General features: G+C 55.2%; 16 protein-coding genes. 10 read left to right on the top strand and 6 right to left on the bottom strand.

The features are described from left to right. Positions 1–35: 35 nt before the first annotated feature. Positions 36–731, bottom strand: coding sequence for a DUF2161 family putative PD-(D/E)XK-type phosphodiesterase (locus tag MWU61_RS01780; RefSeq protein ID WP_247126272.1), 696 nt, complete (start codon positions 729–731; stop codon positions 36–38). A gap of 62 nt (positions 732–793) precedes the next feature. On the opposite strand from MWU61_RS01780, the gene MWU61_RS01775 reads away from it, so the two are divergent. The 7 genes from MWU61_RS01775 to MWU61_RS01745 all read left to right on the top strand — a co-directional run bounded on the left by MWU61_RS01775 (position 794) and on the right by MWU61_RS01745 (position 6,732). Continuing rightward, positions 794–1,666 carry a transferrin-binding protein-like solute binding protein gene (locus MWU61_RS01775; RefSeq protein WP_247126271.1) on the top strand — a complete coding sequence of 291 codons (873 nt, stop codon included), beginning with the start codon at positions 794–796 and terminating at the stop codon, positions 1,664–1,666. A gap of 108 nt (positions 1,667–1,774) precedes the next feature. Then, positions 1,775–2,695, top strand: a complete 921-nt coding sequence (locus MWU61_RS01770) for a manganese-dependent inorganic pyrophosphatase (RefSeq protein ID WP_247126270.1) — start codon at positions 1,775–1,777, stop codon at positions 2,693–2,695. Between the two features lie 145 nt (positions 2,696–2,840). Beyond that, positions 2,841–3,716 carry a TIGR01459 family HAD-type hydrolase gene (locus MWU61_RS01765; protein WP_247126268.1) on the top strand — a complete coding sequence of 292 codons (876 nt, stop codon included), beginning with the start codon at positions 2,841–2,843 and terminating at the stop codon, positions 3,714–3,716. A 91-nt stretch (positions 3,717–3,807) separates the two neighbouring features. Next, on the top strand, positions 3,808–4,251 hold the full coding sequence (locus MWU61_RS01760; RefSeq protein WP_247126266.1) for a MaoC family dehydratase: 444 nt from the start codon (positions 3,808–3,810) through the stop codon (positions 4,249–4,251). 36 nt (positions 4,252–4,287) lie between these two features. After that, positions 4,288–5,226: a bifunctional riboflavin kinase/FAD synthetase gene (locus MWU61_RS01755; protein WP_247126265.1), complete on the top strand. Its 939-nt coding sequence runs from the start codon at positions 4,288–4,290 to the stop codon at positions 5,224–5,226. Continuing rightward, positions 5,219–5,686: a YcgN family cysteine cluster protein gene (locus MWU61_RS01750; protein WP_247126263.1), complete on the top strand. Its 468-nt coding sequence runs from the start codon at positions 5,219–5,221 to the stop codon at positions 5,684–5,686. The genes MWU61_RS01755 and MWU61_RS01750 overlap by 8 nt, the downstream gene beginning before the upstream one ends. Beyond that, positions 5,686–6,732, top strand: coding sequence for a beta-eliminating lyase-related protein (locus tag MWU61_RS01745; RefSeq protein WP_247126261.1), 1,047 nt, complete (start codon positions 5,686–5,688; stop codon positions 6,730–6,732). The genes MWU61_RS01750 and MWU61_RS01745 overlap by 1 nt, the downstream gene beginning before the upstream one ends. Before the next feature lie 42 nt (positions 6,733–6,774). Here MWU61_RS01745 and MWU61_RS01740 read toward each other — a convergent pair whose 3' ends face one another. Next, positions 6,775–7,368, bottom strand: a complete 594-nt coding sequence (locus MWU61_RS01740) for a 2-hydroxychromene-2-carboxylate isomerase (RefSeq protein ID WP_247126259.1) — start codon at positions 7,366–7,368, stop codon at positions 6,775–6,777. A gap of 111 nt (positions 7,369–7,479) precedes the next feature. On the opposite strand from MWU61_RS01740, the gene MWU61_RS01735 reads away from it, so the two are divergent. Beyond that, complete coding sequence (locus MWU61_RS01735; RefSeq protein ID WP_247126258.1) at positions 7,480–8,493, top strand: ribose-phosphate pyrophosphokinase; 1,014 nt, start codon at positions 7,480–7,482, stop codon at positions 8,491–8,493. A 1-nt stretch (position 8,494) separates the two neighbouring features. Here the strand turns inward: MWU61_RS01735 and MWU61_RS01730 are convergent, their stop codons facing one another. The 3 genes from MWU61_RS01730 to MWU61_RS01720 all read right to left on the bottom strand — a co-directional run bounded on the left by MWU61_RS01730 (position 8,495) and on the right by MWU61_RS01720 (position 11,207). Further along, positions 8,495–8,842: an H-type lectin domain-containing protein gene (locus MWU61_RS01730; protein WP_247126256.1), complete on the bottom strand. Its 348-nt coding sequence runs from the start codon at positions 8,840–8,842 to the stop codon at positions 8,495–8,497. A gap of 262 nt (positions 8,843–9,104) precedes the next feature. Next, positions 9,105–9,878 (bottom strand): MOSC domain-containing protein, encoded by a 774-nt coding sequence (locus MWU61_RS01725; RefSeq protein ID WP_247126254.1) that lies wholly within the window; start codon positions 9,876–9,878, stop codon positions 9,105–9,107. A 72-nt stretch (positions 9,879–9,950) separates the two neighbouring features. Then, positions 9,951–11,207: a cytochrome c peroxidase gene (locus tag MWU61_RS01720; RefSeq protein WP_247126252.1), complete on the bottom strand. Its 1,257-nt coding sequence runs from the start codon at positions 11,205–11,207 to the stop codon at positions 9,951–9,953. 114 nt (positions 11,208–11,321) lie between these two features. On the opposite strand from MWU61_RS01720, the gene MWU61_RS01715 reads away from it, so the two are divergent. Together MWU61_RS01715 and MWU61_RS01710 are read left to right on the top strand one after the other, a co-directional pair. Then, positions 11,322–11,738, top strand: coding sequence for a tetratricopeptide repeat protein (locus MWU61_RS01715; RefSeq protein WP_247127196.1), 417 nt, complete (start codon positions 11,322–11,324; stop codon positions 11,736–11,738). A gap of 82 nt (positions 11,739–11,820) precedes the next feature. Next, positions 11,821–12,528, top strand: coding sequence for an AbiV family abortive infection protein (locus MWU61_RS01710; RefSeq protein ID WP_247126250.1), 708 nt, complete (start codon positions 11,821–11,823; stop codon positions 12,526–12,528). Between the two features lie 246 nt (positions 12,529–12,774). On the opposite strand, the gene MWU61_RS01705 is transcribed toward MWU61_RS01710, so the two are convergent. Beyond that, the gene (locus tag MWU61_RS01705; protein WP_247126249.1) at positions 12,775–13,161 is read right to left on the bottom strand and encodes a hypothetical protein; all 387 of its coding nucleotides are present in this window, start codon (positions 13,159–13,161) and stop codon (positions 12,775–12,777) included. Between the last annotated feature and the right edge of the window lie 45 nt (positions 13,162–13,206).

Here is a 13,206-nt window from a genome sequence, read left to right as displayed (position 1 = left end):
CCCAACCGCAGTGCCCTTTTTGCATTGGCGTGGACCTAAGCCTCTAAATCCCCATAGTCGGCAAGCCCTTTGCGCCCCACGTCGGTCAGCCCGTACACCCCGCGACTGACCTTTTCGAACCAGCCGTAGTGATCGTTGCGCATGATCGTCGTGGCTTGCGGGACTTCGGCCCATTCCTTCACTTTTGCACCAGCACTTGGCCCATGCACAGCCAAGAACCGCGCGCACCGTAGGGCATCCTGACGGTATCCAGTGACAATTCCATGGCGGGTCGAACCGCCCTCATTGGGATCACCCTTCAGCCGTTCAAAAGCCCGCAACAGCTGGGTTTTCTTCTTTTTCGATTTGCGCGGTACATAAGGCGCCGGATCAACGTGAACCTCCACGTGGCCGTCTCGCGGTCGCACGGTCATCACGCCAAGCCCGACGCGGCGGGCCAGTTTGATGTTGTCCTTCAGGGACCGCTGAAACGGTTTGCCGGTTTTCAAGGGCACCGCGACATAAACCAAATCCGTCACCGACAAACGGTCAATCCCCTGATGAAACAGACTTAGCGAAAACCCCAGCTTTAGCTCAACAATGACAGGGTCTTCTTTGCCGCGCGTCGCCACCACATCAGCCGCACCCACTTCACCCTTCACGTCGTACCCCTGACGGATCAGATAGGCCTTCACCGGGGCATACAAATCCGCCTCGCGGATAGATTGAGATTTGCCGGACGCCTTCGCCATATGCGATTGAACCTTTGAAACGCTGACGTTAACTTTCCCACAACACCAAGGGGAAAGTCTACATGTTCAAGAATTTATCGGTTGCCACAAGCCTCGTTGCTCTGACCGCCTGCGGGGGAAGCAGCTCCGGACCCGTCATCGTCCCACTTTCACCAAGCGGCTTTGCCTCTGATACAGTGAGAACAGGTACCGTCTCGACGCTTAACCTTGTCGATCAACGAAGGATCACAAGCGCCGGCGGCGAAGAACTCACGCTTGAGGTGCAAGACATCATCCTCGACGATCTCGATGATCGAGACGGCGAAGCGATTGTGACCATCAATGGACAGGAAATCACGCTTGTCCGCCAGACGCCCGGTCGGTTTGTCTATGAAGACGGTGATGATTTCGCCGTGTTGCAATTCCAGATTTCAGACTTCCCAAATGCGGAAGTCGCAACATTGTTCAGCGTGCTCGACGACAACTTGAACACATCTAACATCGTCATTGGGGTCGACACTGACCCCGCCGTGGTCGGTGCGCGGATAGGCGGGGCGGAATACGAAGGCGGCATCAGCCTGACCACACGAACCGGTTTCATTGATGGCTTCGGCGCAGGTCGGATCGCGCTCGATGTTGATTTTGACGCGATGACGTTGGGCGGTGATCTATTTGTATTCGATGACGGCGGCGACAACCCCGAGGTGCGTGTTCCATCAGTTGCTTTCGACATTGACCCAACAGATATCGCTGGAAACGGTTTTGAAACCACGCTGACCTATGACGATGATGCGAGCCTCGGCGAAATTGATGGGACGATTGTCAGTGCGGGCATCACGGGACTTTTCTATGGTCCCAATGGCGGGGCAGTCGGAGGGCAGATTTTCGGAGAAATTGACAATGGTGAAGGTGAATTCCCGACCCTTGTCGAAGGTGCCTATGTCGCTACCGAATAATTTAGCCACGTCTCGAAACGCATAGCGGTATGCCATTTTGCCCACGTGACAAGATCGGCATGCCTGTTATAAGGCCGCAAAATCACCCTGAATATAGGTCTATGACATATGACAACGCTCGTTTTCGGCCACAAAGCCCCTGACACCGATTCCCTTGGCTCCGCGATCATTTGGGACTGGTTCCTGAACCACACAGGCACAGACGCCAAGGCTGTGTTGCTCGGCACGCCAAACACCGAAGCCGCATTCGTGGCCAAGCGTTGGGGCTTTGATCAGCCGGAAATCATCGCGGACGTCGCAGATGGTCAGGACTGCGTGATCGTCGACACCAACAACCCTGCCGAATTGCCAACCAACATCAATGGCGCGAACGTCACAGCGATCATCGACCACCACAAACTGGTGGGCGGTCTGGAAACGGCTGGCCCAATCGACATCACGATCCGCCCTTTGGCCTGTACAGCTACGATCATGCACGACCTGATGGCAGGCCACGAAGCCCACATGCCGGACAACGTCAAAGGCGTGATGCTGTCTTGCATCCTGTCTGACACACTGGAATTCCGGTCACCTACCACTACACCAGTGGACAAAGCGCTCGCTGAAAAACTAGCCGCGGATCTGGGCGTCGATTTGGGCGCGTATGCCTCTGAAATGTTCGAAGCCAAATCAGATGTTTCTGCTTTCTCTGACGCGGAACTTCTGCGGATGGACAGCAAAGAATACGCCGTGGGCGACACCAAATTCCGCGTGTCTGTTCTGGAAACCACTGCGCCGAAGATCGTCTTGGACCGCAAGGACAGCATCATGGCATCCATGACGGACGTCGCAAAAGAAGACGGCGTTGATCAAGTGCTGTTGTTCGTGGTCGACATCCTGAACGAAGAAGCCACAATGATGATCCCGAACGATCTGTCCAAAACAGTCGCAGAAGCATCCTTCGGCGCAACTGTTTCAGGCGACACAGTTGTCCTTCCAGGCGTGATGAGCCGCAAAAAGCAGATCATCCCGAACCTAAAGACGGCATAAGCCACGTCTGATAGAATTCCGAGAACAGGGCGCTTTTCAGCGCCCTTTCTTTTTGCCTAACTTTCAGGTGTACGCCCTGCCCGCGTCCGGTGTACCCCTTGTACAAAGGGCGACTGCCCTCTCATTCGTTTCACAAAGGTGTCCCATGACCCAAATCATCACCGCTTTTTCCGAGATTTCAGACCGCTACGACGCCGCGTTCGTCGACCTTTGGGGCTGCATGCACAACGGGATCGAAGCCCACCCTGCCGCCGTCAAAGCAATGCAAGATTTTCGGGCCAAAGGCGGCATCGTCATTTTGGTCACAAATTCGCCGCGTCCATGGGATTCCGTGGCGCATCAGATCCTCGACTTCGGCATTCCTGATGATGCCTGGGATGCCATAGCGACATCGGGCGACAGTGCCCGTTCTGCGATGTTCCGGGGCATCGTTGGATCAAAGGTCTGGTTCATGGGCGAAACACCCCGCGACGATGATTTCTTTAAACCGATGTCGATCCTAGAAAACCCGATCGAGATTACAAAAGTCCCGTTGGAGGACGCAGAAGGCATCGTTTGCTGCGGCCCGTTCGATACGTTGGCGGACGTCGACGTCAACCGGCCAGAGTTTCTGTATGCCAAACAAAAGGGTCTGAAATTGTTGTGTGCAAACCCAGATATCATCGTTGATCGCGGCGATGTGCGCGAATGGTGCGCGGGCGCGCTAGCGGCGCTTTATACAGAAATGGGCGGTGAAAGCCTGTATTTCGGCAAACCCCATCCGCCGATCTACGATCTGGCTAAACGCAGGCTCGCAGCGCTCGGCAAATCTATCGCGGACAGCGATATCATATGCATCGGCGACGGGATTCGCACCGATGTGCTTGGCGGCGTGCAAGAAGACCTTGATACGTTGTTTATCACGGGCGGATTGACGGCTGAAGAAACAAAAACCGATCACCAGCCGGACCCACAGGCGCTAAACGACTATTTGGAAACGGAAAAAATGTCTGCGACCTACAGCATTGGACACTTGCGATAGGAACTTAGGGGTTGATTTTTCTGCGGTCGCAAAGTAATAAAATTTCAACAAGGCCATTCAGGTCGGACTTTTATTACCTTAAGGACGCAAGATGTTGGACAATGCACCGCGCGGAACAATCTGTATCGAAGACATTGAAATCGGCATGGTTCGGTCGCTGCGCAAGCAAGTGACCGACCGTGACATCGAATTGTTTGCCGAAGTTTCGACCGACCGCAATCCTGTCCACCTTGACGACGACTATGCACACGACACCATCTTTGGCGGTCGGATTGCGCATGGGATGCTGACAGCAGGACTGATTTCAGCCGTCATCGGCGAACAGCTTCCGGGTCACGGGACCGTCTACCTTGGACAAAGCCTGAAATTCCTGGCGCCCGTCCGCCCGGACGACATGGTTCTGGCCGAAGTTGAAGTCATGGAAATCGACCATTCGAAGCGGCGCGTAAAAATGGAAACGCGTTGCATCGTAAACGGAAAAAAAGTGCTGGTAGGCGAAGCAACTGTGCTCGCACCGTCGCGTAAATTCGACTGACCTTGCGCCCCGTTTCACGGCAGGTTACGCAAGCTCATGCGTATTATCCGTGACACCCTTTTCATAGACCCAAGCGACCGCGGTGCTGCGGCAGCGATCGGCAATTTCGACGGCGTACATCTTGGCCATCAATCGGTCATTGATCTGACGCGCGAAGCGGCCAACGCTGCGAACGCGCCACTTGGGATCATGACGTTTGAACCGCACCCGCGTAGCTATTTTTCGAATGATCCCAATCCCTTCCGTCTGATGAATGCGGAAGCCAAAGCAAATCGCCTTGCACGTTTGGGCGTCGATAAACTGTATGAAGTGCCGTTCAACGCCGCCCTCGCCGCCCTGACGGCGCGCGAATTCACGCAACAGATAATCGTTGATCGACTGGGACTGAAACACGTCGTTGTCGGGTCTGATTTCTGCTTTGGAAAAGGCCGCGCAGGCACAACACAAGACTTAGCAGCGTTCGGCGCAGAAATGGGGTTTGGCGTGACTATTGCACCGATGAAAACCATCTCGACGGCAGAGGTATCGTCTACCGCGATCCGCACCGCATTGACCGAAGGTCGCCCGCGTGACGCCGCCGCGATGTTGGGCCATTGGCACCGCATCGAAGGTGAAGTGATCCGCGGCGAACAGCGCGGCCGTGAACTTGGCTATCCGACAGCCAACATGTCGATCAGCGGCCTACACCAGCCCAAATTCGGGGTTTATGCCGTGAAAGCCGACGTCTTGGACGGGCCGCACAAAGGCAGCTACAGTGGTGCCGCATCGATTGGTGTGCGCCCGATGTTTGGCGAGAATGTCCCGAACTGCGAAACCTTCATCTTTGATTTCAAAGGGGATTTATACGGGTCCACCGTGTCCATCGCCCTCGTAGACTACCTGCGGCCAGAACTGAAATTCGACGGGCTCAACGCGCTGATCACCCAAATGGACGCCGATTGCGACCAAGCCCGAAAGATACTAATCGATGTCTGATATCCCACGCGACGGCCTAGCGGATCGGTTTTGGGAAACCAAAAAGCTCGATCAGATGAACAAAGCCGAATGGGAAGCAGTTTGCGACGGCTGCGGCAAATGCTGCCTGAACAAACTGGAAGACGAAGACAGCGGCGAAGTCGCACTGACCCGTGTGGCGTGCCGCCTGCTCGACAACGAAACATGCCTTTGCACGCAATATCCGATCCGTCACCAGTTTGTGCCGGAATGCATCGTTCTGACACCTAAGACGTTGAAGGATAACATGTATTGGTTGCCGCGAACTTGCGGCTATCGGTTGTTGTATGAAGGGCGCGGTCTGTACGATTGGCACCCTTTGATTGCGGGCAATAGCACTGCAATCCACGAAGCGGGCGTGACCATGCAAGGCCGCACCGTCCCCGAATTCGAAGTCGATGAAGACGACTGGGAAGACCACATTATCGAGGAACCGACCTGATGTTTTTCGCGTCTGACAACGCTGGCCCCGTACATCCACGCGTGATGGACGCATTGAATGCAGCCAACACCGGTTACCGATCCGGCTATGGCGCGGACGCCGAAATGGCCGCTGTGACCCAACAAATCCGCGATTTGTTCGAAGCGCCCGACGCTGCCGTCTATTTGGTCGCGACCGGTACTGCCGCCAATGCGATCCTTTTGGGAACAATGGCAAATCCGTGGGACACGATCTTTTGCAGCCCCATGGCTCACATCCACGAAGACGAATGCAACGCGCCTGAATTTTACAGCGGCGCCAAGCTGACGCTGGTGCCTGCCACCCACGCCAAAATGACGCCGGACGCTCTGCGGACATCCATGGCAGGCGAAGGCAATCGCGGTGTTCACGGCCCACAGCACGGTCCGGTGTCCATCACCCAAGTCACGGAAATGGGCACGGTTCATACGCTGGATGAACTGAAAGCGCTCACCGCCGTGGCCCGTGAATTCGGCAGCTTGGTCCAAATGGACGGCGCGCGCTTTGCCAACGCAATTGCGACGCTCGACTGCACGCCCGCCGAAATGACATGGAAATCCGGCATCGATGCGGTCAGTTTTGGGGGCACCAAAAACGGTCTGCTCGGCGTCGAGGCCTGCGTCATCTTTGACCCCAAACTTGCATGGGAATTTGAGCTTCGGCGCAAACGCGGCGGCCATCTGTTTTCAAAACACAGATATCTATCTGCGCAGATGCTCGCATATTTGTCCGATGATCTGTGGCTGGACATGGCCAAAATGGCAAACGCACGCTGTGCGCAGTTGACCGACGGATTATCCCAACACGACGCGGTTAACTTCGTCGAAACGCCGCAGGCCAATATGATTTTCGCTCGCTATCCGCGCCACCTGCACCAGCGGCTTTTGAACGCTGGCGCGAATTACTACGTCACTGGCGGTGATCCGGCTGAAGGCGGCCCTGATGAAATTCTCACCGCGCGCTTGGTGACAGATTGGTCCGCAACTTCGGAAGATGTCGAAAGATTTGTCGCGGTTCTGAACAGCTAAAAATCTAAAGTGGCGGAGCATTGCTCCGCCACCGTTATCAGATCAAATCTTACCCGCAAGATGGGCATCCAGATCAGCCAAGCGATCTTCGCCCCAGAACTTTTCTTCGCCGACTACAAAGAATGGTGCGCCAAACACACCTGCGTTGATCCCCTGTTCGAGGTTCGCAGCAAAGGTTTCCGCACTCGACAACATGTCTTTGTCAGCAAGATCAGCGTCGAACCCTGCCTCAACCAAACACGCACGGATCACGTCATCCTGTGAAATGTCTTTTTCATCGGCCCAGCAGGCCTTGGTGATGCACGCCACCAGCTTGGCCACATCGCCACCCGCTGCTTGCGCCGCAATAATCGCATATGACGCAGGCGCGCCATTTGTCGGCCAGAACGCAGGTTTGATGTTGATCGGCATCTCGGCCAAGGCGGCACGACGTCGCAATTCCTGCAAACGATATTCCTGCCGGTTTGGATGACGGTCCTTCGGTGGCACGCCGCCAGTCCGGCCGAACAATTGCATGATATCCAGCGGTTTGTACGTCAGGGTTGCACCATGGGCCTTTGCGATTTCCTCTGGACGGGTGCCGCACAGGTAGGTGAAGGGGGAAAGCGTTGCAAAGTAGTAATCGATATGGGCCATTTGGTCCTCCTGACGCGCATGATGTTTGCGTGACCGTAGCGGCGTGTTAAGCGGTGTCAACGCCACGAATCTGTTACAATGAACAGACCTTCTGCCAAAGGACCGCGCCAGATGACGACCACCGAACCCAAACTGATTTCAGGAAATGCCAACACCCCATTGGCCGAAAGGGTCGCACGACGCATGTCGATGCACCGTGGCCGGAAAGTAGGCCTTGTTGATGCCCGCGTTGAACGTTTCAACGACGGTGAAATTTTCGTCGAAGTGTTTGAAAACGTCCGCGGCGAAGACATGTTCATCATTCAGCCGACTTCAAATCCGGCAAACGATAACCTAATGGAATTGTTGATTATTGCCGATGCGCTGCGCCGTTCCTCTGCGGCCCGCATCACGGCTGTGATCCCCTACTTTGGCTACGCCCGTCAGGATCGCCGGTCGAAAGCGCGTACACCGATTACTGCGAAACTGGTTGCGAATATGATCGTCGAAGCGGGCGTTGAACGCATTCTGACCCTTGATCTTCATGCAACGCAAATTCAGGGCTTTTTTGATATCCCTGTCGACAACCTTTACGCCTCGCCGATCTTTGCGTTGGATGTGAAGCATAACTTCAAGCAGCAGATGGATGACATCATGGTGGTGTCCCCTGATGTTGGTGGTGTGGCCCGTGCCCGCGATTTGGCGCAGCGTATCGGTGCACCTTTGTCCATCGTTGACAAACGCCGCGGCAAACCCGGCGAAGTGGCAGAAATGACCGTCATCGGCGACGTCAAAGACCGGACCTGCCTGATCGTCGACGATATCGTGGATACAGCAGGCACGCTTTGCAAAGCGGCGGAAGTCCTGATGGAACACGGCGCAAAAGAAGTGCACGCCTACATCACACACGGTGTGCTGTCTGGCCCAGCGATCGAACGTGTTAACGCGTCTGTCATGAAGCATCTCGTGATCACCGACACAATCGAAGCGACCAAACCGGTGTTGGCGACTGACAAAATCCGGATCGTTCCGACCGCGCCTATGTTTGCCCAAGCAATCCTGAACACGTCAAACGGTACGTCTGTGTCGTCGCTGTTCGACCACGAAACGCTGGGCCCAATCTACGAAGGCATGTACACGAGCTAAATTATAGCTCCCAAGTATCATCGCTTGGCAGCGGTCCAATCGCCTGCCAAGCGACCCGAATGCGCGCAACGCGGCTGTCGCCCCACGTGCGAAAAACAATGTCAAAGCCCGCTTCTGAGATGTTTTCAGGCTGAAGATCCGCACGGATAAAGGCGTCGTTCGACATATCAATCATCGACATCTGCAGTGAAACCGTTGGCGCGTCGACATAGCGTTCCGAAAACGTGACGGAATGCCGGGCGGAACGCGGTCCTTCACCCTTCCACATCTCGCCATCATCTTCGAAGTCCGAAAACAATATGACATCGCCGTGGTCCACGCCAACGGCATGGCTTTCTAATCGCTTCATGGTTCACTCAGTCCTGCAGAAATCGTGCACATATTGCTCTCAAATCATGAAATGAAAACAAACTTTTGGGTCAAAATCGTATCGAATTATTCTACGCACATTTTGTGCAGATCAACGGCCCGTGATCAAGGCCTATCGTGGTATACAGAAGTATCGCTCCTAACCGCTGACCATCGTTAACTGTGCACCCTCAGCGGTGTTGAGCACCTTTCGAAGACACAACGCATACGTCGCAAACGCATTCTTCTACAGCCGGGGGCCGCTACAACACCGTGATTTCGTCGCCGATACGTATCGTCCCGCCCTTCACGACTTCAGCGTAAACGCCCATATCCATATGCCCAAAGTGTTTGCGCAACAGATATGGCACCTTCACGTCACGTTCCCCCGTCTGAAGGTTCACTTCAGTCGCAGCGCATCTTTTGGTGCGCTTGAGCACATGAAGATGAACCTCGCCAATCTGGACGGTCCGCCCCAGCAGATCCAATTCTTGAAATGCTGGCATGCCTGAGAAGACGATATTTCCGCGAAAACGCGCCGCATCAATTGAATGGCCGACAGTCCGCGCGAACGCATCAACGCTGTCTTGCGATATCAGAGAGACTGCGTTCATCAATTGGGCAGATGTCACTGATACGTCGGTGAAACGATGGGGGGATGCGCTGAATAATGTCGGCTTATGGGTGTCCGGCAAATCGAGATATTGCTGCAATGCGGTGCAGGCATCCGCCATCCCCGTGCCCGCATCAAGCTGAAACAATTGCGGGCCCTGCGGTCCATCAATCGTCAATTCGTTACGAGATACGTCGTAAGTCGTATCCAACAACGCCAAGCGCGGATCGTTTGCTAAAACGTGAAACTTGTCTTTGGATAACGGCATCGGATTGCTGGGATCGAAGCCGCTACCAGGCTTCGCAAACCCCATAACGCGATCAATTGGAAAACCACATTTCGGCGATAGATCTACCGTTTCCAACGCATGTCCGGAAAGCCCCTTGATCGGGTATTGGGTGAGACTGTCAATTGTCGCGTTCATGCTTGGCTTTCCCATTGCTAAGGCACCGAATTTCCAGCGGCACGATTGAAGATGGCCCCGCTGTTGGAACGATCAGTCCACCGGTAACCCGCTCGGCACGGTCTCCGGTCGCCCTAACGGGCGATCTTCGGCTGTTTTGCCGGTCAAGGCATTCAGAAATGCCACCAGATACTGCACATCATCCTCTGAAATGGACAACGAACGCAAATCTTGAACCGACGCCTGACGTTTCATTTCGGCAGCATCTTGCGCAATCGCCCCGTCTACTACAGCAATCCAAGGCACATCGGGAAGCTGGGCATCCGAAAGCGTCCAGCGCGAGCGCGACGCAACCGGATCAGCGTGATGCATGATCATCGCCTCAAGCGTCGGAAACGCTCCGTTATGACCGTAAGGACCCGTCAGGGCGACATTGCGCAAGGATGGGGTGCGAAAACGATAGGCGTCTTCCAGAAGGTCCGATTTGCCCATACGGCCAACGTCGCGCGGAATCGGATCAAACCGCCGCGTACGCCCCGGCCCAAAGGCAGGCAAACCCAGCGCATGAAACCCCTGATCCGTAAACAGATCACCACTATGGCAGCTACTACACCGCGCAGAATAAAAGAAAATTTCCCGTCCACGTTCCGCATCATCATCCAAAGGCACCCCTGCGAGCCAGTCGTCGAAGGGGCTATCAAAGCTTTGCCATTCTGACGCGATGAACGCGCCTAAGGCATTTCCAATTTCGACGATTGTTACCTGATCTGCGGTTTCGATATGGTTAAAGGCCGCGACAAATTTTTCGCCATATTCCGGAATAGTCCGCACGCGTTTTGCGATGATCGGCCAGCCGTAGTCGATGCGTTCGTGAACTGCCCCTGTGACCTCGTTTTCGCCGGGGTTTCCGGCCATTTCAAATTGCGATGTCATGGGGAACAACGCCTGTGCAGCAACGAGGTTATCAAGCCCTTCGGGCAACCATTCCTCTGCGGGACTATCGAAGCCGCTTTCGTACAGATCGGACCGCGTCAGGCGTCCATCGTGGAACATCACCTCAACGGATTTGTGCCCTAGATTCCAAAGGGCTGGCGCATTTCGCGGGATACGCTTGCGGATTGCGTCCGGCCCTTCACCAGCTGTCCTTTCCGGCCCGACACCAACCCCACCTTCACCAATCCCAAGCGACAAACCGTCGGTGCCAGCATGGTCGTGATGGTGGCATGTGCCGCAGCTGATATTGCGATTTCCAGACAGGATTTTATCATAGAACAGAAGCTGGCCAAGTTCGGCTTGCAAGGGGTCCACGGGGATGTAATCGTCTGCCGAAATACCCTGTGCAGCAGCCATGCTAGCACCGGCAAAAAGGTTAAGGAGCAAGATGTGAAACGCGTGCACAACCCGTACACAACCCGTGCACTGCTGATCGCGGTTTTCCTGTGGGCCAGCCCTGCGTCCGCCGACATGGAAGAAGCCCGCGATCTGATGGAAGCGGGGCAATTTGAAGAAGCCCGTGCGCTGTTCGAGGTCTACGCGCGATCCGGCAACGCCGACGCGGAGGAATTGATCGGCGTCATGTACGCGCTGGGGCTGGGTGTCGAACAGGACGATATCCGTGCGTTCGACTGGTATCTGCGGTCGTCGTTGAAAGGGCATCCGGGTGCGCAATCTGGGCTTGGCTGGTATTATGAAGTCGGCCGCGGCCTCCCCACCCCGGACTATGTCAGAGCGTACCTTTGGTATGCGTTGTCGGCAATAGGCGGGGACGTGGATGCACCGGATTCACTGGAAGAATTGTCGCCGAAGTTGACGGATGAGCAGCGGGCGCAGGCAGAGAAGATGGTGGATGACTATCGGGTGTGGATGTATCCGTTTCGGTGAGGGTCGAATGGCCGCTGAGCGGGACTTTTCTGCCATACACGTTTACGGTATGGGATTGCGTCGACAACAATCAGGAGCCACCATGGGTTCAGCACACCTACCCAAGCTGACAACGTCGCTTATGCATTCTTACAGCGAAGCCGCCCTTGGCAACGCGGGTGAACTGCTCGTTGAATCCACGCTCTTACGTGACCATGGTCACATGGCACGGGCTTACTTCTTGGCCGTTTCTTGTATTGAAGAAACGGGTAAGGCGCTGCTCGCCTTCGACTCCCAGAACCGCAACTTTACCGATCCGGCAGTTTGCAAGAAGCTGAAAGAGAAGATGGAAAACCACGAGCAAAAGATCAACTACGCATTGAGTAGCTGGGCCTTTAGTAGCCCTGATCCACGCGAAGCGCTTAAGGTGGCGCTTGATCTGATGTTTCACGTTAAAAACGGGCGTGAACCTTCAGTGTACAGCGATTTGAGGAACAACCCAGATCGGGTGCAAACCCCACGCGAGATCATTCGGTCTACCGCTGCGCGGGACTGTGTCAGGCTTGCAGAGGGCTGTCTTACACATGCACATCGTCACGTCAGTGATAAAACACCAGCCAAGTTCACGAACGCTCAAGATAGGCTATTAACAATGAAGTCCGCCAAGTTTCAGGAGATGCTAAGCGCGGAAGATTTCTGGTGGTACTACATCTCGCGCATGGAAGCAGGCCAGCAAGACATAGCGGAGGCGGTACTCGGGTACGAGCAGGACCACATCAAGACAGGCACGCAGTTTCGCGCTGCGAATTAGACGAGCGCTGCAGTTCATGGCGATCGTCGCAAACTACAACAAGTGCTCGAAGCAGACTTCCCCAATCGTAATGTTCACATGTTGAGACCAGCCAAATCTTCGATTTGGCAGCGCCCGTACCTCCCCCATGGGGAGGGCGCCTCTTGCAACGTTGCGCCAGTCGTTGCTTTACATTTTGTTGATGGGCTGCGGTTCATTGAGAGCCTCCCCGAGGTCCAGCCGCTCGTTTGGATCGACTGTTATGACTTAACCCCGCAGCGACCGCAGGAACAGTCCGATGCCTCCGAAGAGCAGCACGAGGATGACGAGCAGGTCGAAGGCGCTTAGGTTCGAGAATTGCAGTGTCAGGTTCGAGATCACGCCGACCACCAGCGCGATGACTGATCCGATCGCCAGCCCCCAGCCGATTTTGCTGCGTCCGTTGTAGAACACCATGGCCACCCCGAACATGAACGGGATCAGGATCATGCCTGTGGTGACGTCATAGCCCCCCATCCCGAAGGCCCGCGTGCCCATACCAAAGATGGGTCGGATCACGATGTTTGACAGCAGCAAATAGCCGCCTGCCACCATCATCACCAACCCGATGAGAAAGTTAAATTCGCCGCCGTCGCTGCCGCCTGCGCCTCGCATGGGTATCTCCCGTTTTTGTTGTGGGCATCGTAGCGGACGCGCGCG

Source organism: Loktanella sp. F6476L, assembly GCF_023015725.1.
GTDB lineage: Bacteria > Pseudomonadota > Alphaproteobacteria > Rhodobacterales > Rhodobacteraceae > Yoonia.
Note: the sequence above shows the minus strand (reverse complement) of the source record. Positions and strands in the feature narration are given on the sequence as shown.

Excerpts from the sequence above, each read along its gene's own strand:
- MWU61_RS01775 (WP_247126271.1), top strand. The coding sequence starts at position 794 with ATGTTCAAGAATTTATCGGTTGCCACAAGCCTCGTTGCTCTGACCGCC.
- MWU61_RS01780 (WP_247126272.1), bottom strand. The coding sequence starts at position 731 with ATGGCGAAGGCGTCCGGCAAATCTCAATCTATCCGCGAGGCGGATTTG.
- MWU61_RS01740 (WP_247126259.1), bottom strand. The coding sequence starts at position 7,368 with ATGGCCCATATCGATTACTACTTTGCAACGCTTTCCCCCTTCACCTAC.
- MWU61_RS01720 (WP_247126252.1), bottom strand. The coding sequence starts at position 11,207 with ATGGCTGCTGCACAGGGTATTTCGGCAGACGATTACATCCCCGTGGAC.
- MWU61_RS01770 (WP_247126270.1), top strand. The coding sequence starts at position 1,775 with ATGACAACGCTCGTTTTCGGCCACAAAGCCCCTGACACCGATTCCCTT.
- MWU61_RS01730 (WP_247126256.1), bottom strand. The coding sequence starts at position 8,842 with ATGAAGCGATTAGAAAGCCATGCCGTTGGCGTGGACCACGGCGATGTC.
- MWU61_RS01725 (WP_247126254.1), bottom strand. The coding sequence starts at position 9,878 with ATGAACGCGACAATTGACAGTCTCACCCAATACCCGATCAAGGGGCTT.
- MWU61_RS01755 (WP_247126265.1), top strand. The coding sequence starts at position 4,288 with ATGCGTATTATCCGTGACACCCTTTTCATAGACCCAAGCGACCGCGGT.
- MWU61_RS01750 (WP_247126263.1), top strand. The coding sequence starts at position 5,219 with ATGTCTGATATCCCACGCGACGGCCTAGCGGATCGGTTTTGGGAAACC.
- MWU61_RS01765 (WP_247126268.1), top strand. The coding sequence starts at position 2,841 with ATGACCCAAATCATCACCGCTTTTTCCGAGATTTCAGACCGCTACGAC.
- MWU61_RS01745 (WP_247126261.1), top strand. The coding sequence starts at position 5,686 with ATGTTTTTCGCGTCTGACAACGCTGGCCCCGTACATCCACGCGTGATG.
- MWU61_RS01715 (WP_247127196.1), top strand. The coding sequence starts at position 11,322 with ATGGAAGAAGCCCGCGATCTGATGGAAGCGGGGCAATTTGAAGAAGCC.
- MWU61_RS01760 (WP_247126266.1), top strand. The coding sequence starts at position 3,808 with ATGTTGGACAATGCACCGCGCGGAACAATCTGTATCGAAGACATTGAA.
- MWU61_RS01705 (WP_247126249.1), bottom strand. The coding sequence starts at position 13,161 with ATGCGAGGCGCAGGCGGCAGCGACGGCGGCGAATTTAACTTTCTCATC.
- MWU61_RS01710 (WP_247126250.1), top strand. The coding sequence starts at position 11,821 with ATGGGTTCAGCACACCTACCCAAGCTGACAACGTCGCTTATGCATTCT.
- MWU61_RS01735 (WP_247126258.1), top strand. The coding sequence starts at position 7,480 with ATGACGACCACCGAACCCAAACTGATTTCAGGAAATGCCAACACCCCA.